The sequence below is a fragment of the Salipaludibacillus sp. HK11 genome, assembly GCF_047795645.1.
In the GTDB taxonomy this organism is placed as follows: Bacteria; Bacillota; Bacilli; order Bacillales; family Salisediminibacteriaceae; genus Salipaludibacillus.
In genome coordinates, this window is sequence record NZ_CP181045.1 from 5,014,600 (window position 1) to 5,034,603 (window position 20,004).

At 38.4% G+C, this 20,004-nt stretch carries 21 protein-coding genes; all 21 read left to right on the forward strand.

Going from position 1 to position 20,004, the window contains the following annotated elements; translation table 11 throughout:
• The first annotated feature begins 207 nt into the window (after positions 1-207).
• The 21 genes from ACM26V_RS23785 (at position 208) to ACM26V_RS23885 (ending at position 19,884) form a co-directional block, all read left to right on the forward strand.
• Positions 208-864, forward strand: coding sequence for a YczE/YyaS/YitT family protein (locus ACM26V_RS23785; RefSeq protein ID WP_416149233.1), 657 nt, complete (start codon positions 208-210; stop codon positions 862-864).
• Positions 848-1,267, forward strand: a complete 420-nt coding sequence (cymR, locus tag ACM26V_RS23790; RefSeq protein WP_416149234.1) for a cysteine metabolism transcriptional regulator CymR — start codon at positions 848-850, stop codon at positions 1,265-1,267. The genes ACM26V_RS23785 and cymR overlap by 17 nt, the downstream gene beginning before the upstream one ends.
• 22 nt (positions 1,268-1,289) lie before the next feature.
• Positions 1,290-2,435 carry a cysteine desulfurase family protein gene (locus ACM26V_RS23795; protein ID WP_416149235.1) on the forward strand — a complete coding sequence of 382 codons (1,146 nt, stop codon included), beginning with the start codon at positions 1,290-1,292 and terminating at the stop codon, positions 2,433-2,435.
• 21 nt (positions 2,436-2,456) lie between these two features.
• Positions 2,457-3,563, forward strand: coding sequence for a tRNA 2-thiouridine(34) synthase MnmA (gene mnmA / locus ACM26V_RS23800; RefSeq protein WP_416149236.1), 1,107 nt, complete (start codon positions 2,457-2,459; stop codon positions 3,561-3,563).
• Between the two features lie 80 nt (positions 3,564-3,643).
• Positions 3,644-4,318: a tetratricopeptide repeat protein gene (locus ACM26V_RS23805; RefSeq protein WP_416149237.1), complete on the forward strand. Its 675-nt coding sequence runs from the start codon at positions 3,644-3,646 to the stop codon at positions 4,316-4,318.
• Positions 4,319-4,325: 7 nt separating this feature from the next.
• Positions 4,326-6,644 carry an ATP-dependent RecD-like DNA helicase gene (locus ACM26V_RS23810; RefSeq protein WP_416149238.1) on the forward strand — a complete coding sequence of 773 codons (2,319 nt, stop codon included), beginning with the start codon at positions 4,326-4,328 and terminating at the stop codon, positions 6,642-6,644.
• A gap of 24 nt (positions 6,645-6,668) precedes the next feature.
• The gene (locus ACM26V_RS23815; protein ID WP_416149239.1) at positions 6,669-7,139 is read left to right on the forward strand and encodes a hypothetical protein; all 471 of its coding nucleotides are present in this window, start codon (positions 6,669-6,671) and stop codon (positions 7,137-7,139) included.
• A gap of 44 nt (positions 7,140-7,183) precedes the next feature.
• The gene (locus ACM26V_RS23820; RefSeq protein WP_416149240.1) at positions 7,184-7,372 is read left to right on the forward strand and encodes a hypothetical protein; all 189 of its coding nucleotides are present in this window, start codon (positions 7,184-7,186) and stop codon (positions 7,370-7,372) included.
• A gap of 27 nt (positions 7,373-7,399) precedes the next feature.
• Positions 7,400-7,585 (forward strand): hypothetical protein, encoded by a 186-nt coding sequence (locus ACM26V_RS23825; RefSeq protein WP_416149241.1) that lies wholly within the window; start codon positions 7,400-7,402, stop codon positions 7,583-7,585.
• A 255-nt stretch (positions 7,586-7,840) separates the two neighbouring features.
• Complete coding sequence (locus ACM26V_RS23830; RefSeq protein ID WP_416149242.1) at positions 7,841-8,929, forward strand: AI-2E family transporter; 1,089 nt, start codon at positions 7,841-7,843, stop codon at positions 8,927-8,929.
• 448 nt (positions 8,930-9,377) lie between these two features.
• The gene (gene alaS / locus ACM26V_RS23835; protein ID WP_416149243.1) at positions 9,378-12,014 is read left to right on the forward strand and encodes an alanine--tRNA ligase; all 2,637 of its coding nucleotides are present in this window, start codon (positions 9,378-9,380) and stop codon (positions 12,012-12,014) included.
• 99 nt (positions 12,015-12,113) lie between these two features.
• Positions 12,114-12,386 carry an IreB family regulatory phosphoprotein gene (locus ACM26V_RS23840; RefSeq protein ID WP_416149244.1) on the forward strand — a complete coding sequence of 91 codons (273 nt, stop codon included), beginning with the start codon at positions 12,114-12,116 and terminating at the stop codon, positions 12,384-12,386.
• Complete coding sequence (ruvX, locus tag ACM26V_RS23845; RefSeq protein ID WP_416149245.1) at positions 12,383-12,799, forward strand: Holliday junction resolvase RuvX; 417 nt, start codon at positions 12,383-12,385, stop codon at positions 12,797-12,799. The genes ACM26V_RS23840 and ruvX overlap by 4 nt, the downstream gene beginning before the upstream one ends.
• Before the next feature lie 16 nt (positions 12,800-12,815).
• Positions 12,816-13,124: a DUF1292 domain-containing protein gene (locus ACM26V_RS23850; RefSeq protein ID WP_416149246.1), complete on the forward strand. Its 309-nt coding sequence runs from the start codon at positions 12,816-12,818 to the stop codon at positions 13,122-13,124.
• 195 nt (positions 13,125-13,319) lie between these two features.
• Positions 13,320-14,435 carry an endolytic transglycosylase MltG gene (mltG, locus tag ACM26V_RS23855; RefSeq protein ID WP_416149247.1) on the forward strand — a complete coding sequence of 372 codons (1,116 nt, stop codon included), beginning with the start codon at positions 13,320-13,322 and terminating at the stop codon, positions 14,433-14,435.
• Between the two features lie 123 nt (positions 14,436-14,558).
• Entirely contained in the window at positions 14,559-15,221 is a 663-nt protein-coding gene (locus ACM26V_RS23860) for an O-methyltransferase (protein WP_416149248.1), read from the forward strand.
• A 12-nt stretch (positions 15,222-15,233) separates the two neighbouring features.
• Positions 15,234-16,163: a peptidase U32 family protein gene (locus ACM26V_RS23865; RefSeq protein ID WP_416149249.1), complete on the forward strand. Its 930-nt coding sequence runs from the start codon at positions 15,234-15,236 to the stop codon at positions 16,161-16,163.
• 67 nt (positions 16,164-16,230) lie between these two features.
• Positions 16,231-17,508 carry a peptidase U32 family protein gene (locus tag ACM26V_RS23870; RefSeq protein WP_416149250.1) on the forward strand — a complete coding sequence of 426 codons (1,278 nt, stop codon included), beginning with the start codon at positions 16,231-16,233 and terminating at the stop codon, positions 17,506-17,508.
• 2 nt (positions 17,509-17,510) lie between these two features.
• Complete coding sequence (gene udk / locus ACM26V_RS23875; protein WP_416149251.1) at positions 17,511-18,161, forward strand: uridine kinase; 651 nt, start codon at positions 17,511-17,513, stop codon at positions 18,159-18,161.
• A 383-nt stretch (positions 18,162-18,544) separates the two neighbouring features.
• Positions 18,545-19,015 carry a transcription elongation factor GreA gene (gene greA, locus ACM26V_RS23880; protein ID WP_416149252.1) on the forward strand — a complete coding sequence of 157 codons (471 nt, stop codon included), beginning with the start codon at positions 18,545-18,547 and terminating at the stop codon, positions 19,013-19,015.
• Positions 19,016-19,227: 212 nt separating this feature from the next.
• Positions 19,228-19,884, forward strand: a complete 657-nt coding sequence (locus ACM26V_RS23885) for a YrrS family protein (RefSeq protein ID WP_416149253.1) — start codon at positions 19,228-19,230, stop codon at positions 19,882-19,884.
• The last annotated feature ends 120 nt before the right edge of the window (positions 19,885-20,004 follow it).

Consider the following 20,004-nt stretch of genomic DNA (forward strand, 5'->3'; position numbering starts at 1 on the left):
ATAGAAAAGCGCTTCTGTATATATGCATAAGCTATCTAATTGCATTTTAGTCGAATCGTCGATAAAATGCAGTAACTTACATCTATTTAAGGTCATTGCTCAAACTCATGATAGAACAAATGAGTATATTTTATGCTATAATTATTTTAGATGAGAATAACAATTACGATATATGGGTAGTGTTTCTGATGAGAGGATTGACAATGGATGAATGAAATAGATGATGATGGAAATTCAAGCGCGCCTTGGTTTCGGTGGGGCGTTTTTCTCATTGGAATTATGATTATGAGCTTTGGTATTGCATTAATGATTACCGCTGAATTAGGAAGTGCACCATGGGATGTCTTACATATTGGACTTGTAAATCATTTTGGGCTAACAGTAGGTACCTGGACAGTAATTATGGGCTTTTTACTTCTTGTTGTAGCAACAATTATAACACGGAAATTGCCGAAATTAGGCGGTTATTTAAATATGATATTTGTTGGAATGTTTGTCGATTTGTTTTTATTTATGTTACAAACTCCTCCTACATTACTAGCTCAAAGTGTGATGTTATTTATAGGTATTTTGATAATGGGCTTTGGAATTGGAGTTTATATCTCTCCTCGATGCGGGGCCGGACCGCGTGACAGTGTGATGTTGGCGATTTCTCAAAAAACGGGTGCATCGGTTGCAAAAGTAAGAATTATCATGGAAGTCCTTGTATTAGCAGTGGGATGGGCACTTGGAGGCCCAGTATTTGTCGGTACGGTTATTTTCAGTTTACTAATTGGACATATTACAGGATTCTCATTAAACTATTGCAAGAAGTGGATAGATAGAAGAATGGAAAGAGGGATGCAAGTTGAAAATATCAACTAAAGGCCGGTACGGATTGACAATTATGATTGCTCTAGCAAAAAAGGATGGTGAAGGTCCTACATCGCTTAAATCAATTGCGAAAGATCACAACTTGTCTGAACATTATTTGGAGCAGCTCATTGCCCCTCTCAGAAACGCTACTTTAGTAAAGAGCGTGCGAGGAGCCTATGGTGGGTATATGCTCGCAAAAAATGCAACGGAGATTACAGCAGGCGATATTATTCGTGTCCTCGAAGGACCGATTACACCAGTAGAAATTATTGATGATGAGGAGCCGGCGAAGCGAGATTTATGGATTAAAATTCGCGATGCCGTAAAAAATGTACTCGACTCGACAACGTTAGATGATTTAGCGAATTATGAAGGTGAAGGTAATCAGGAAAAATACATGTTTTATATTTAGCATTTTAAAGGTGTGAACAAAGATGGAAAGTATTTATTTGGACCACGCAGCAACCTCACCGGTTCGGCCAGAAGTATTAAAGGAAATGGCTTTATATAATGAAACATTCTTTGGCAATCCTTCTAGTATTCATCGGTACGGAAGAGAGTCTAGAAGGGGTTTGGATGAATCAAGAGGCTCGATTGCAAAGGCAATTGGGGCAGCATTTGAGGAAATTATTTTCACGAGTGGAGGAACAGAGGCTGATAACTTAGCTGTTATAGGATCTGCCACTGCAAATCGAGATAAAGGAAATCACCTGATTACATCTAAAGTTGAACATCATGGTGTTCTCCATGCCTTTGAGTATTTAGAAAAACAAGGGTTCACTGTTACGTATTTAGATGTTGATGAAAATGGGATGATTTCTGTCGATCAACTAAAAGACGCTCTAAATGAAGAGACGATTCTTGTTTCGATTATGTTCGGAAACAACGAAGTGGGAACGATACAACCGATAAATGAAATTGGACGACTCCTATCTAAACATCAAGCGATCTTTCATACAGATGCTGTTCAAGCTCTAGGGATGGAACCTATTGACGTGAAGGATTTAGGAATCGATTTATTGGCAGCTTCCGGACATAAGTTAAATGGCCCAAATGGGATCGGCTTTTTATATGCAAAAAAAGGCATAGCTCTTTCTCCTTTATTATATGGTGGAGAACAAGAACAAAAGCGTCGAGCGGGGACGGAGAATGTTCCAGCGATTGTTGGTTTACAGAAAGCGTTAGACTTAACAATTCAGGAACGTTCCCTCCGAAAAGAACAATACAATTCTTATAAACGCCTGATGCTCGATATTTTTAATCAAGCAAAGATTCCCTATTCTATTAATGGATCGGAAAAAGAAGCATTAACGCATATTCTAAATGTGAGTTTTCCAGGGATTAATGTCGAATCTATCTTAATGAACTTAGATTTAGAAGGTATTGCTGTTTCGAGTGGGTCAGCATGCACGGCGGGATCGATCAATCCATCTCACGTCTTAATGGCGATGTTTGATGATGAAAAAAGAAGTCATTCGGCGGTGCGATTCAGTTTTGGTTATGGAAATACTAATGAACAAGTGGAACGTGCGGCTTATAAGGTTGTTAAAGTCATCGAAAGACTAATGAAATTGAAATGAAACACTTAGGAGGTGAGTGAAATGATCGCTCACGTGGAAGAAAAAGAGAAAAAGGATATTCGTGTCGTGGTTGGGATGTCTGGAGGTGTAGATTCTTCAGTTACCGCTCATCTTTTGAAAGAAGAAGGGTATCAAGTCATTGGCATCTTCATGAAAAATTGGGATGATACGAATGAAATGGGTGTTTGTACAGCAACGGAAGACTATAATGATGTCATTCGCGTCTGTAACCAATTGGATATTCCATATTACGCAGTGAACTTTGAAAAAGAGTATTGGGATAAGGTATTTAGCTATTTTTTAGAGGAATATAAATCAGGAAGAACTCCAAACCCCGATGTCATGTGCAATAAAGAAATTAAGTTTAAAGCATTTTTAGACCATGCGATGTCGTTAGGTGCGGATTACGTGGCAACAGGCCATTACGCTCAAGTCAGACGGTCGAATGGAAAAGTGGAGATGTTACGTGGTATTGATGGGAACAAAGATCAAACGTATTTCTTAAATGCCCTTAGTCAAAAACAACTTCAATATGTGCTGTTTCCACTCGGAGAAATAGAAAAACCGAAAGTACGCGAAATTGCGCTTGAGGCAGAACTTGCTACGGCTACGAAAAAGGATAGTACAGGCATTTGTTTTATTGGAGAACGGAATTTCAAAGAATTTCTTAGTGAATATTTACCTGCGCAACCAGGTGAAATGAAGACATTGGATGGGATTGTAAAAGGACAGCATGACGGTCTTATGTACCACACTCTCGGTCAACGCCAAGGACTAGGTATTGGTGGCGCTGGTGAGCCTTGGTTTGTCGTAGGGAAAGATTTAGAAAAAAATGTATTACTCGTTGGACAGGGTTTTCATCATCCAGCATTGTATTCTAATGGTCTTATCGCACAAGGTGTGAACTGGATTTCAGGAGAAACACCAATGGAATCATTTCGCTGTACTGCGAAGTTTAGATATCGCCAAGAAGACCACGGGGTTACTGTGGAACCCTTGAAGAATGGAAGTGTAAAAGTTATTTTTGATGAGCCAGAACGAGCAATCACTCCTGGACAATCTGTCGTCTTTTATAAAGGTGAAGTATGTTTAGGTGGAGGAACGATTGATGAAGTAATCAAGGACTGATGATTATCAGTCCTTTTCTGTGTCGTATAAACAAGATAAAATAGAATCAGCCATAGATTGAATAAAAGGAGAATGCACCGATGGATAAAAATAAGCAAGCGGTAGAGCAAATGAAAGAAGGAAATATTGAAGAAGCGGCGAAATTATTAAATGACGCGATTGAGGAGAATCCAAAAGATGAAATAGCTTATACGAATTTTGGGAATTTATTATCTGCCGTTGGAGACGATGATCGTTCAATTGCATTTTATGACAAAGCGATTGAATTAAATGGTGAATTAGCTACAGCTTATTATGGAAAAGGGAACGTTCGTTTTAATCAAGACCAGTTTAAAGAAGCGGTAGCATTGTATCAACAGGCGATGTCTTGTGGGCTTCTTGAAGCGGACGTGTACTACATGCTAGGAATGAGTTTTTATCATCTAGGAGACTTTATCCATGCGCTTCCAAGTTTGAGTCGTGCTGCCGAAATAAATGAAAACGATGTCGATGCGCGCTTTCATTATGGGATGTGCTTAGCGCAAACCGAACAAATTGATGAAGCAATTAGACAATTTGAGCAAGTGATTGAGCAAGACCCTGACCATGCTGATGCATACTTCAACCTTGGAGTAGGTTATGCGTACAATGAGGATCCCAAAAAAGCGTTGGACATGTTCAAGACGGCATTAGACATTCAGCCTGAACATGCTTTGGCTGCTAATGGTCAAAAACAAATGACTGAAGTATTAAACAAACAGAACGAAAGAGAGTAGGATGGATATGAATGAATCTCATGAAGAAGAAGTCAAAGATTATATTAAAGGAGAGCTTCTTCATTTGATTTTCCATAACGAGGATACTCTTTATACAGTGGCGAAAATACGTGTGAATGAATCGGCGGAAAAACTTGATAATAAAGAAGTGACGGTCGTTGGAATGATGCCAGAGCCTGAGCGAGATCTCACTTATTTATTTCGAGGCATCTTTACGGATCATCCACGATTTGGGATCCAATATAAATTCGACCAGTTTCAGAAAGTATTGCCCGAAACGGAACAAGGAATTATTTTATATTTATCGAGTGACCGCTTTCCAGGAATAGGACGGAAAACAGCTGAAGCAATCGTTGAGAGCTTAGGTGTTCATTGTATTTCGAGGATTTTAGAAGATCGTGCAGTATTGAAAAATATTCCGAAAATAAAGCCAGAAAAGGCGACGGAAATTTATGAAACGTTGATGGAAGATCAAGGAATTGAACAGGTGCTACTGAAGTTATATGAATTTGGATTCGGTGTTCAGCTTGCGATGAAAGTATATCAAGCTTATCAAATCGAAGCATTGAAAATCATCCAATCAAATCCATACCGCATGGTAGAAGATGTTGAAGGGATTGGATTTTCTAAAGCCGACTTACTAGGGAGGAAACAAGGGCTTACTGGAAATCATCCTGATCGTTTAAAAGCGGCCGTTTTATATGTGATTCAAGATCAGTCGTTGAGTGAAGGGCATGTGTATGTTCTTAATGAAACGGTCATCGAAGCGTCGAAACAATTATTAGAAAAAGGTTCCTATGAAGAAATATCGGCAATGGATATTGCGGAACAAGTAATTCTCCTAGGCGAAGAAGAAAAAATTATTATTGAAGAAAACCGGATGTATTTGCCATCCCTTTACTTTGCTGAACGTGGAATTGCTACGAACCTCCAACGATTGTTAGCAAATAAAAAAGAAATGGATGAATATCCTGAGTCAGAGTTTTTAAAGGCTTTAGGGCAAGTAGAAGAACAGCTTGGTTTAAGTTATGCACCTTCACAAAAAGAAGGGATTGAACAAGCACTTCGTTCCCCATTACTCATTCTGACAGGTGGACCTGGAACTGGGAAGACAACCGTTATAAAAGGATTGATTGAAGTCATTGGTCAATTAAAAGGTATCTCAGTTAATCCAGGTGAATACAAGGATAAGAAAAAAGACTTTCCAATTTTAATGGCAGCACCTACAGGTCGAGCAGCTAAACGAATGACGGAATCGACAGGTCTACCCGCTTCCACGATTCACCGATTACTTGGATATAAAGGTGCGGAGGGCGATTATTTTGAAAAAGGAGAAGACGATCAACTAGAAGGAGAATTACTTATTCTCGATGAGATGTCGATGGTCGATACTTGGTTGGCAAACCAGTTGTTAAAAGCTGTGCCAAATAACATGCAAGTGATCTTTGTGGGAGATGAAGACCAACTTCCATCTGTAGGACCTGGACAAGTGTTGGCAGATTTACTAGAATCTGGAGTGATCCCATCTGTTCAGCTTATTGATATTTATCGTCAGTCTGAAGGGTCTAAAATTATTGAGTTTTCCCATCAAATCAAACATGGAGAGCTCCAAACAATAGATCAAAAAAGCAAAGATATACGTTTTTTCCCATGTGAACAGGAAGAGGTACCGGAAGCTGTAAAACAAATATGCGAACGGGCGATTTCAAAAGGGTTTCGGGCAAAAGATATTCAGGTATTAGCGCCAATGTATCGCGGGGTAGCTGGTGTAGAAAACTTAAATGATATGCTACAAACGTTATTTAACCCTAAATCGGATCAGCGAAGGGAAGTTCCTTTTGGAGATGTGGTTTATCGGATTGGTGATATGGTGTTACAGCTAGTCAATAACCCGGAAGACAATGTATACAATGGTGATCGTGGTGAAATCGTCGCGATTTTTACTGAAAAGGAGAATACAAAAAAGCAACTTCAAGTCGTTATTTCTTTCGATGGTGAAGAAGTTATTTATACGAAACCTGATTTAACACAAATAACTCATGCTTATTGTTGCTCGATTCATAAATCACAAGGAAGTGAATTTCCGATTGTAATCATGCCCGTTGTTCGGGGATATTACCGTATGCTTAGAAAAAAACTCATCTACACTGGAATTACACGAGCAAAAGAATTTTTACTCCTTTGTGGTGATTGGAAAGCGATGGAAATCGCAGTTGAAGCAAATCGAGATGTTAAGCGACATACGACTTTAAAAGAAAAAATTAAGGGATTACCGCAATTGGAAAAGGAATACATGGATGAAGCAAAGGGTGCTGCTAAAGACTAGTAATGTTCGAAAGGAGTGAAGTCCTTGAGAACCTTTAAGAAAGTCAAGGGAGTACCGATTGTTTATGGGCGAAAAAACTGTCAGCTTGGCATAGTCACTGACCTCACGTTTTGTGCACCAGAGGGAAGAATAACTGGCTATTGGATTCAAGATCATCGCTGGTGGTCAAGGAAGCATCTGTTACCACTTTCATGTATTCAAGAAGAAACAGGGCAACACGTTCTAGTTGATCGTAAAGATCCCTTTTTACTGAGAAACCCATCAGATGATCGGTTCCTCCATGGAAAAAACCGACTTTTAGGTAGGTCGGTAAATCAACACGATGGGGGCATGGTAGGAATAATCGAGGATGTATATTTCTTACCAAATTCGGGCAAGATTCTAGGGTATGAATTGACAGAAGGTTTATTTGAAGATATAAAAAAAGGAATTAAGGTTGTAAAGACTGGACAATTTACTGTTAAAAACGACGGTGAGTCCTTGGTTCTTTATTAACTTGTTCATTTTTTGGAACGAATTCATGCCCTAGGAGGGGTGTTATGTTGTGTCCGAATTGTAAGAGTAAGGATATCGGTAAAATTGGAACGAACCAATATTATTGTTGGAATTGCTTTATTGAACTGTCAGTGTCTGATCGCCAACTACACCTCCACCAGGTGGAAGCAGACGGATCGTTAAGCTCCCTTGACGATTTATTTGCCGAAGATGAACGTCACATCGATTTGTGAAGTTGTAACCGATGGGGGTGATCACAAATGAGAACCCTGGCATCCTTAATTGCTGTTGGAGCAGGTGGAGTTGCTTACGCCTCTTCAATGGATCAGAAGTCAAAGAAGCGTTGGAGAAAAAAGTTGTCTTCAATAAATTCTTTCATTATGAAAGATCTTATCCCTAAAGATCAAATGAAAAGAATGAGAAGGCAATTGTCAAAAGCATTATGATACTGATTGATGTCTATACGTTTAAAGGCAAGGACAGACGTGATTCATTACGTCTGTCTTTTATACATTAAGAATGTCTAACTTCGCTAAAGGATTTAAAGTATAAGATAAACTTAGGCTTTCGTATGAAGGTCTCAAGCCAAGTTTTTCTAATACGGTTGTCATCTTAAAGCAAAGATAGAAGCGTATTTATTCGTTGCTCACATATTGAAATATAAAAGAAAAAACGATTTTCAGTAAAGGGGCCAATGTGACGTGATTAATCGTTCGAGTGAAGAATTAAAAAAATTGATTTACCAACTAGTACTCGTTTTGTTGGTCTCTCTCCTGATCGCAGGCGGATTTTTATTTCTTTACTTTATCATTCCTTTGATAAAACTCTTGGTTAATGTCATGGTTCCTTTTGTGTTTGCGGGGTTTATTATTTACTTGGTCCATCCTTTTGTTAAAAAAATGGAATCAGTAAATATTCCTCGACCACTGTCGATTTTGTTCCTGTTTTTACTTTTACTCGCCGGTTTTATCGTGATTGTAATGAAAGGCACTCCTTACGTCATAAGGGAAGGAGAAGAGTTTCTTGAACAACTACCGGCAATGGCAAGAACATATCGCGAAACTCTTGAATTAATTTACCAGCAACTGGCTTATTTACCTGAATCAGTTCAAGCCCAAATAGATAGCTGGGTTCATCGTGGTGAAGCTTGGATTGCCACGTCCGTTGAAGAATTAGGTACAGTGTTAATGAAAATCCTCGATTGGACAGTTATGCTAATTGTCATCCCGTTTATCGTGTTTTACGGATTAAAAGATTACCCCTTACTTAAGAAAGCAAGTTGGTATCTAACCCCTAAGCGAATGCGAAAAAAAGGGAATGAACTTATGGTAGAGTTAGATCACACGCTAGGATCCTATATACGTGGTCAAATTATCATTTGTTTCACTGTTGGACTAATCTCTTGGATTGGGTTTTGGATTATCGATATGCCATATGCCGTGTTACTTGCAATAGTTATTGGATTAACAAATATTATTCCTTATTTCGGGCCAATTTTAGGGTTGGTACCTGTGATACTGTTAGGACTTACGGAATCATTTCAACTTATGATATTAGGGGTTGTAATCGTTTGGATCGTTCAGATTATTGAAGGCAATGTCTTGGCACCAGTAATTATAGGCAAAAGTATCCATGCTCATCCACTAATGATTATTTTTGCGCTTATTTTAGGGAATGAGTTACTTGGATTTATTGGTTTGATTTTAGCAGTGCCTATTTTTGCAACGTTAAAAGTACTTGTTTTACATTGGAGAAAAATAATCCGAGAAAGGAAGGGGATCTATGATTGACAAACGCGACATGGATTTCTATAATAACTGATATACATACTAGATGAATTTGATGACGGAGAAAAATAATCAAGCCCGGTTCAACCTAGTTTAAGATGATCTCCTCAAAATGGGAAGTAGATATCTTGATTAGGTCAGAGAAGAATTTCCTAGGCTGAGAGAAATTCTAGATCATGATTGATTATTTGCTACTCTTGAGAGCAGGCTAAAATCTGCCGGTACTCGACCGTTATTCGTGACGAGGTGACAGGGGAAGGGAAATCTTTCTTTGTAACTAGGGTGGTAACGCGTGATTAATATTCTCGTCCCTTTATTTAAGGGAGGAGTTTTTTTTCGTCCACTTGTAGGAGTCTAAAGTGTGGCTTGAGGAAACCATTCGCCTTCAGCGTAAATGGAATCACACCCTTTAGATAACAACCTAAACATATAAACTGAAGGAGGATATAAAATGAAAAATTTAAGTTCAGCTGAAGTTAGACAAATGTTTCTCGATTTTTTCAAAGAAAAAGGACACGAAGTGGAACCGAGTGCACCTCTAGTACCACATGAGGATCCGTCCTTACTTTGGATCAACAGTGGAGTAGCTACATTAAAAAAATATTTTGATGGAAGAGTGATACCAAAAAACCCTAGAATCGCCAATGCACAAAAGTCGATTCGAACCAATGATATCGAAAACGTAGGGAAAACAGCACGTCATCATACGTTTTTTGAAATGCTAGGTAATTTCTCAATTGGTGAATATTTTAAGAAAGAAGCGATTCATTGGGGATGGGAATTTCTTACTAGTGAAAAGTGGATAGGGTTTGATCCTGAAAAATTAGCGGTAACGATTTATCCGAATGATGATGAAGCATTTGACATCTGGCATAAAGAAATCGGTCTTCCCACTGAACGCATTATTCGACTAGAAGAAAACTTTTGGGATATTGGAGAAGGTCCTTGTGGTCCAAATTCAGAAATTTTCTATGATCGCGGGGAAGCGTATGGCAACGACCCGAATGATCCAGAGATGTTTCCAGGTGGCGAAAACGAACGCCATCTAGAAGTGTGGAACCTTGTTTTTTCCCAGTTTAATCACAATCCTGATGGCACATATACTCCGTTGCCAAAAAAGAACATTGATACAGGAATGGGATTAGAGCGGATGGTGTCAGTTATTCAAGATGCGAAAACAAATTATGACACAGATTTATTTTTACCGATTATAGGTTTAACAGAACAAATATCTGGAAAATCTTATGGGGTAGAAACAAATACTGATATGGCTTTTAAAGTTGTAGCAGATCACATTCGAACTGTTGCGTTTGCGGTATCTGATGGTGCGCTCCCATCAAATGAAGGTAGAGGGTATGTGTTGCGTCGTTTGTTACGAAGGGCTGTTCGCTATGCAAAACAATTGAATATTAACGACCCTTTTATGTATAAACTTGTTCCTGTCGTTGGTGATATTATGAAGGACTTTTATCCCGAAGTGGTTAACAAGCAAGCGTTTATCCAAAAGGTGATTCGAACGGAAGAAGAACGCTTCCATGAAACACTAAATGATGGATTAGCTATGTTGAATAAATTGATTGAAAAAGCGAAGCAGGATTCAAGTGAAGTAATCTCCGGGTCAGACGGTTTCCGTCTTTATGACACATTTGGCTTTCCAGTTGATTTAACTGAAGAATATGTCGAAGAAGCTGGGTTGAAATTAGATCGAGATGGCTTTGAAGCGGAAATGAAAAAGCAACGGGAAAGAGCAAGGTCTGCGAGACAAGAGTCAGGTTCGATGCAACTGCAAGATGAAATTTTGGGTAGCATTCAAGAATCAAGTGAATTTGTTGGATATACAACACTTGAATCAACATCAACCGTAAAAGCAATTGTCCAAGACAAATCTTTTGTTAACAGAGTAAATAAAGGAGAGAAAGTACAAATTATTCTTGATAAAACACCTTTCTATGCGGAAAGTGGTGGACAAGTAGCTGACGGAGGTACATTGAGCAATGAAGGGGTTGTTCTTGAAGTTAGTGATGTGCAAAAGGCGCCAAATGGTCAAAACATCCATACTGTAGAAGTTCAGTCAGGGGTACTAGAGAATGGAGTAACACTTAAAGCGAAAGTAGCAGAGCAGACACGTAAACCGATAGTAAAGAATCATACAGCTACACATTTGCTCCATCAAGCGTTGAAAGATGTCGTAGGTGATCACGTCAATCAAGCTGGTTCTCTAGTGCAAGAAGAGCGGCTTCGCTTCGATTTTTCACATTTCGGGCAGCTTACTGATGAAGAAATCGAACAAATTGAACAAATTGTCAATGAAAAAGTATGGGAAGGTATCGCTGTAAAAACGTTAAACAAATCTCTCAAAGAAGCAAAGGAAATGGGGGCAATGGCCCTATTTGGAGAGAAATATGGTGATAACGTCCGAGTTGTTCAAGTAGACGATTATAGTATAGAGCTTTGTGGTGGTTGTCATGTTTCAAACACAGCTGAAATAGGATTATTTAAAATTGTCTCTGAAGCAGGAATTGGTGCAGGGGTTCGTAGAATAGAAGCAGTGACAGGTAAAAAGGCATATCAGTTTATGAATGGACAAGTAGATAAACTTAGAGAAGCAGCAAGTATTTTGAAAACAAAACTAACCGATGTTCCCTACCGAGCCGAGCAACTTCAAAAGCAGTTAAGGGAGAAGGAAAAAGAAAATGAATCCTTATCTGCAAAGCTCAGTCAGAAACAGGCTGGAGATCTATTGAGTGATGTGGTAGATATCGAAGGTGTTAAACTACTTGTAAAGAAAGTGCAAGCTACAGATATGAATGGTTTACGTAAAATGGCAGACTCTATTAAAGAGAAGTTGGAATCAGGCATTCTCGTATTAGCGTCTGTGAACGGAGAAAAGGTGAGTATCGTTTCCAGTGTATCAAAAGATTTAGTACAATCAGGTCATCATGCAGGAAACATTGTGAAAGAAGTAGCTACTATATGCGGTGGTGGCGGCGGCGGTCGTCCAGATATGGCTCAAGCAGGCGGAAAAAATCCAGCTAAAGTAGATGAAGCTTTGAAAATTGTTCCTCAATTAGTAAAAAGTAATGTCTAATTGAATAAGATATGTGTACATTATTAGACAAGTATATTAAACTAAAGTGGAACAATAATTGAATCTTTTCTTTCGAACAAGAAGAGAGGTGTGAGTGATATGAGTTCTATGGACAATACGATGAAGTTTAATTTCAATGATGATTCAATGGATGAAGATGTAAAGGAAGTCTTACTTACGGTTTACTCTTCACTTGAAGAAAAAGGGTATAATCCAATTAATCAAATTGTTGGCTACCTTTTATCCGGGGATCCTGCTTATATTCCTCGTCATAATGATGCAAGAACTCTCATACGTAAAATTGAGCGAGATGAGTTTATTGAAGAGTTAGTGCGCTCTTATTTGGCTCAGCATCAAAAGGAGAAATTATGAAGGCGTTAGGTTTAGATGTAGGCACGAAAACGATTGGCGTCGCTGTCAGCGATGCCTTCGGTTGGACTGCACAAGGGATTGAGACAATTAAGCGTGATCAAGACAATCCAGAAGCCGACTTTTTGCGAATTAAAAAATTAATTGCTGAAAATGAAGTGACAAAGGTTGTCGTTGGACTACCTAAAAATATGAACGGAACTGTGGGTCCGAGTGGTGAGGCTTGTCAAACCTTTGCAAAAGAAATCGAGGAACGAACAAGTCTTACCGTTGATTTGTGGGACGAACGTTTGACTACGGTCGCTGCTGAGCGAATGCTTATTTCTGCAGATGTTAGTAGGAAGAAACGGAAGAAAGTAATTGATAAAATGGCGGCTGTAATGATCTTACAAGGGTATTTAGATCGTCAGTCCTAATGAAGGAGGCATTTCAATGTCAGAATTTAAAATAAACGAAGCAAATGAAGATGATCGAATAGTGATTCCCGATGAAAATGGGGATGAACATCTATTTCAAGTTTTATTTACCTTTGACGTAGATGCAACAGATAGTTCCTACATGGTCCTCGCACCAGAAGGATCAAACGAAAGTGATGATGAAGAAGTTGAAGTTCACGCTTTTCGATTTGAAGAGCCAGAAGGTGAAGAGTTGGTTCTTCACACGATCGACACCGATGAAGAGTGGGAAATGGTGGAAGAACTATTGAACACATACGCAGACGGTATGGAAGAAGAGGACTAACTCCAATAAACGTTCGATGTAACCTTACTAGTACATAATGTGCTAGTAAGGTTTTGTCTGTTTTAAAGAATTTAATCAAGTAAAGGTTTATTCTTTAAAAAGAGTTTTAGTTAGATGTTCTATTAAAATCTATCATTTTGTTGGAGAGATTTGCAAGATATAGTATAATGGGAAAGGCGAAAGGGGTGTCATGTTGTGTCAGACGAAAAAAAACTAAAACAAAAACAAAAAAAAGAAAAGCATCATATAAAAATGGAAGAAAAAAAGCGTGAAGCAAGTTTAGTACGTAAAATTGTTTTGTTTTTCTTTGTAACGATTATTGTCGTTGTAGCGGCAGCAGGTTTTGGTACCTATCAATATGTCATGGGTGCTATTGGACCAGTAGACGAAGAAAATGAAGAGGAAATAGAAGTGAATATACCAATTGGCTCGACCCCAACAGCTATTGGAGATATTCTTGAAGAAGAAGGAGTCATTAGCAGTTCAACGATGTTTAGATATTACATTCGGTTTCAAAGTGAATCTGGTTTTCAAGCAGGAGAGTATCGTCTTACACGCTCGATGGCTATGAGTGAAGTGATAGAAGAATTAAAAGAAGGAAGAGTGTACGAAGGATATGCAAATTCATTTACGATACCTGAAGGTCTATGGCTAGAAGACATATTTGCACGAATTGCCGAAGAATCAAATTTAACTGCAGATGAACTAACTGAGCAAGCTAGAGACGAGGATTACATTGAAGAATTGATTGAACGTTACGCTATGCTTGAAGAAGTGATTTTAGATGAAGAAATACGTGAACCTTTAGAAGGTTATTTGTTTCCTTCAAGGTATGATTTTACTGAAGAAGAATTAACTGCTACATTAGTGATTGAATCGATGCTTGATCGCACAGCTGCTATCTTAGAACAAACACAGGTTGAAGGTAATTATCATGAAATTCTAACAAAAGCTTCGATAATTGAAGGAGAAGCAAGAAATGACGAAGAGCGATTGACGATTTCAGGTGTCATTGACAATCGACTTAACGTTCCAATGCGTTTAGAGATGGATCCTACCGTAGCATATGCTCATGAGGAGCACCTGTCTAGGACGTTAAATGAACATTTGGAGCTTGAATCACCATATAATACGTATCGAACAGATGGTCTCCCAATTGGGCCGATTAATAATCCAGGACAAGCCTCAATTGAAGCTGCAATAGAGCCAGAGCCACATGAATACTTGTATTTTTATCATTCTCCTGAAGGAGACGTGTATTTTAACGAAAGTTATTCAGATCATTTAGAATCAGTAGGACAATATCAATAAAGAAAAAAGAGGAAGAGAATGCATTTTGTCGCATTCACTTTCTCTGTATGTTAAAATATATCGGTCAAAGATAATTTAAATAGAATAAAAAGTAAAAAGCACCTAAAAGGAGGCGCTTTTTTTATGGAATTAGCTGATCAAACAACAGCATATATAAAATCTCTTCTTCAAGAGAGATCAGAGTACATTCAAGAAATAGAAGCTTATGCACAGGATCATGACATCCCTATTATGGAACTAGATGGCATGGAGACAATGTTACAATTTCTTCGTATCCAGCAGCCAAAGCTAATTCTAGAAATTGGAACAGCAATTGGCTACTCAGCTATTAGAATGATGCACGCATTGCCAAATGCTCGAGTGATTTCACTTGAACGAGATCAAGAAAGAGCTTTGATTGCAAAAAAAAATGTGGCAAAAGTTTCGTTACAATCACGATTCGACCTCATCCAAGGTGATGCTCTCGAGTTAGCTGAAGAGGTCGAAAATTATGGGCCATTTGATGTTCTGTTTATCGATGCTGCTAAAGGACAGTATGAGCGCTTTTTTTCATTGTATGAGCCAATGGTGAAAGAGGGTGGGGTCATTTTTTCTGATAATGTTCTTTTTAAAGGGATGATAGCTTCTGAAACGGAACCGGATAGCCGTGGTTTAAGGGCAATGGTTCGGAAGATTAGATTATACAACGAAAACTTGATGAATAACCCTCGATTCGATTCGATGCTGTTACCTGTTGGTGACGGGTTAATGATCAGTAGGAAAAATCAGATAGACAGAGAAAAATAGGACGGTGAAAGTATGAAAAAACCAGAATTATTAGTCACACCGACCACCATTTCAGATATTCCAATGCTCCTCGATGCAGGGGCGACAGCGATAATGATTGGAGAAGAAAGGTTTGGACTAAGACTGGCTGGTGAATTTAATCGCCAAGAGGTACAGGAAGCGACAAATATTGCTCACAAACAAGGGGCGAAAGTTTATGTTGCGATGAATGCTTTATTTCATAATGAAACCCTCCCATTGATGCCAGATTATATTCAATTCCTAGATCGAATCGGTGTTGACGCTATTGTGTTTGGTGATCCAGCGATTTTAATTAACGTACGGGAACACGGACCTAATTTGAAACTTCATTGGAATACCGAAACAACAGCGACAAATTGGTATACCGCAAATTATTGGGGAAGAAAAGGTGCTGCTCGTGCCGTATTGGCTCGTGAACTGGACATGGAAGCAATTGTTGAGATTAAAGAACAAGCAAATGTAGAAATTGAGGTACAAGTACATGGTATGACCTGTATGTTCCAATCTAAACGGATGCTAATTGGAAATTACATGGCATTTCAAGGGAGAGATCTCAAGGTTCAAGGTAAAAGCAAAGATCAGAGCTTGGTTCTCCATGATCCGGAAAGGAATGCCAAATACCCGATTTGGGAAGATAAAAATGGCACACATATTATGAGTCCAAAAGATATGTGTATTATTGATGAGTTGGAAGAAATGATTGAAGCAGAAGTGGATGCCTTTAAAATTGAAGGCATTCAGAAAGATATAATTTATCTGGAGAAAATTACAAAGCTATATAGGGAAGCGATTGATTTATATATAGAAGACCCGGATACATATCATCAACAGAAAGAGCAGTTTCTAGATGCAGTAAAAGCAGTTCAGCCGTTGAATCGAGAACTTGATACAGGATTTTTCTTCAAAGAATCAGTTTATTAATCGGCTTGTTTATGTAATACATGGAGGTAATAGAGACACCTTAGTTTGATTAAAGGAGTGATCGCAATTGGATCAACAAACGGTCAAAGAGTCGACTGAGGAGAAGCGGGTGATCACGAAAAAACCCGAACTGCTCGCGCCTGCTGGAAGTCTGGAAAAATTAAAAATTGCTGTTCACTATGGAGCGGATGCCGTGTTTATCGGTGGACAAGATTTTGGTTTACGTTCAAATGCAGATAATTTTTCTATTGAAGAAATGCAAGAGGGAGTTCAATTTGCAACCAAATATGGTGCACATATTTATGTGACAACGAATATATACGCACATAATGAAAACATGGTTGGATTAGATGATTATCTGGAAGAATTAGAGCGAATAGGAGTAAAAGGGATTATCGTAGCCGACCCGTTAATCATAGAAGCAAGTAAACGAGTGGCGCCAAAACTAGAAGTTCATTTATCTACCCAACAGTCTTTATCGAATTGGCAGGCAGTGAATTTCTGGAAACAAGAAGGTCTTGATCGGGTTGTTCTTGCCCGTGAAGTAGGTCTAGAAGAAATGCTAGAAATGAAAAAAAATGTCGATATAGAAATCGAAACGTTTATTCATGGGGCGATGTGTATTTCCTATTCTGGAAGATGTGTGTTAAGTAATCATATGACAGCTAGAGATTCTAACAGAGGCGGATGCTGTCAGTCTTGTCGATGGGATTATTTTTTATATGAAGAAGGAGATATAGCTTCAGAAAACTTAGATGAAAGAGCGCTTTTTGATGAAGACGATGCTCCATTTGCAATGTCTCCAAAAGACCTGAACTTAATCAAAGCAATTCCTAAATTGATTGAGGCAGGTATTGACAGTTTGAAAGTAGAAGGACGAATGAAGTCGATTCATTATGTTGCAACAGTAGTAAGTGTCTATCGCAAAGTGATTGATGCGTACTGTGCAGACCCCGATCATTTTGAAATTGACGATGAATGGGTGCAAGAGCTAGAGAAATGTGCAAACAGACCTACAGCTCCAGCCTTTTTTGAAAATACACCAGGACATGAAGAACAAATGTACCGTTATCATAGTCAGAAAACGGCTTTTGATTTCGCTGGAGTTGTGCTAGGTTACGAAGAAGAGACAAAGGTCGTCACGCTTCAACAAAGAAACCACTTCAGACCAGGCGATAGAATCGAATTTTTTGGCCCTGAAATAATGAACTTTATACAAGTTGTAGACACAATTTGGGATGAAGAAGGAAATCAACTCGATGCTGCTCGCCATCCATTGCAAATTGTAAAGTTTAAGGTTGATAAACCTGTAAGCCGAGATAATATGATGAGAAAGGAACTATGACCATGAACAAGAAACCTATCATCATTGGTGTAGCTGGAGGATCTGGTTCGGGTAAAACAACTGTAGCAAAAGAGATATACAGCCAATTTCCTGCACAATCAATTTTAATGCTAGAGCAAGATGCATACTATAAAGATCAAGATCATCTTCCAATGGAGGAAAGGCTAAAAACAAATTATGATCACCCTTTAGCGTTTGATAATGACTTGATATTAGATCATATTAAGCGTCTAATTGACCGGGAACCGGTCGAAAAACCCGTTTATGATTATGCGAATCACACTCGCTCAAAAAAAGTAATCGATGTTGAACCTCGAGAAGTAATTATTTTGGAGGGCATCCTCATTTTAGAAGATGCTCGATTGAGAGAGTTGATGGACATAAAGTTATTTGTTGATACTGACTCTGACCTTCGCATCATCAGACGCCTGTTAAGGGATATACAAGAACGGGGTAGAACGATTGACTCAGTGATTGACCAATATACTTCAGTAGTTAGGCCGATGCATTTGCAATTCATTGAGCCAACGAAACGATATGCAGATATTATCGTGCCTGAAGGAGGCCATAACCATGTTGCAATTGATCTTATGGTTACGAAAGTTAAAACTGTTCTTGAAGATAAAAGGAACGGTTTAAAGATAAATTTATGACGATATTCCCCAAATAAAGGATATTTAATTAAAAATACTTGGCTAAAAGCAAAGTTTTGTTTATAATAACAGACAGGAACGAAGATAAAGGTTAGTTGATGGCATTTTCTATAAGAATGATTCGAGCGCCCTCACCTGTTCAAGGCTGGACTTTTGAACAGGTTGGGCGCTTACCGTTTATGGTAATGGATCATATCTGAGCTTAAAAGAAAGTTTGATTTCGCCAAAAGGATAGTTAGCAGGGGAATAACTAATAAACATCTTTCCTTGTTAACGTCATATAGTAAAATCAATCAGTTTTAAATCATTGATTTGACATTTGGCTAACAATGAAACATGTAAGCGTAGAACATTAGGGATGTATTTTTTAAGGAGTGGAAACGATGACAGAAGACAAGCATTATATGACATTAGAAGGTAAAGAAAAATTAGAGAAAGAACTCAAGTATTTAATTTCTGAAAAACGTAAAGAAGTTGTTGAACGAATAAAAGTGGCTAGAAGTTTTGGAGACCTTTCAGAGAACTCGGAGTATGATTCTGCTAAAGAGGAGCAGGGGTTTGTTGAAGGACGTATCCAACAAATTGAAGGGATGATTAGGAATTCTCAAATCATTGAAGAAGATTCGGATAGTTCGGTTGTTGCTTTAGGAAAAACGGTCACCTTTAAAGAATTACCGGATGGCGATGAGGAAGTCTATACAATTGTAGGGCGAGCAGAAGCAGACCCGATTGAAGGAAAAATTTCTAATGATTCGCCTATGGCTCAAAGTTTATTCGGAAAAGGAGTTGGAGAGCAAGTTGTTGTCTCCACGCCTGGAGGAGATATGAAAGTTGAAATTACTAAAGTACATTAATTGATGAGTGAATCTATCCTGGTTTATTAGCTACTAGGATAGATTTTTTTATTCAATGGAAATAAACGGAAGAAGGTGTTGGCTTAGGCTATTTAAAAATTTCAATACATTCACATGTACGGTCAAAGTTTTTAAACAAATCTCGAATATATCTGATAAATGCATTATAATAATATAAATGTACAAGCACTAAAAAGGAGGAAGTGAAATCCATGAGTCGATATGGGAGTAATCCCCCTCAACGAACAGATATGCGCAAAAAGAAAAAAATCAATTCATTTTATAATATTTCAATCGGTATTGTAGCATTATTAATTGTATTTATTGCAGGAACTCTTATTATAGGTGGAGGATCAGATGATGCATCAACTTCTGAAGAAGCAGCGGAAAATGAGTCTACTGATTCGAATTTAAATGAAAGTGGAGATACAGGTAATTCAGGAGATATTTCTATTGATAGTAATAATTCAGTAAATGATGCTGAAAAAGATTCAGTGGAAATAGAAAAGAATCAATCGAATAATGAAAATGAAGAAAATAACGAAAACGAGAACGAGGACACTCCTGAGACAGAAGACGGCGAATGGGAGCCGATTGGTACTGCTCAAGGAGAACAATTTACAATGAATTTTGACTCGGGGACTGTAAACCGTGAAGAGATGGATCGTGCTCTCTCTTATGCAACAGGAATTAATCACGACGATATGGTCGTGTGGCGAGTTGAAAATGGTGGGAATCAAACGGTGATAGGTACGGTAAGTACTTCTGAAAACGCAAATGAACCATATCAAGTCATCATAGAGTGGGTTGAAAACGAAGGATGGATGCCGACTAGTATGGAGAAATTATCCTCCAATCCTCACAGATAGTTAATGAAGAAAGGTCAGAATGCGACTCAATCGCAACTGACCTTTTCGTTATTATTTCTTAAGCTAGTTAAAACAGCCTTGTGAGTTTCTGCTATTTCTCATTGGATAGGGCGATAATCA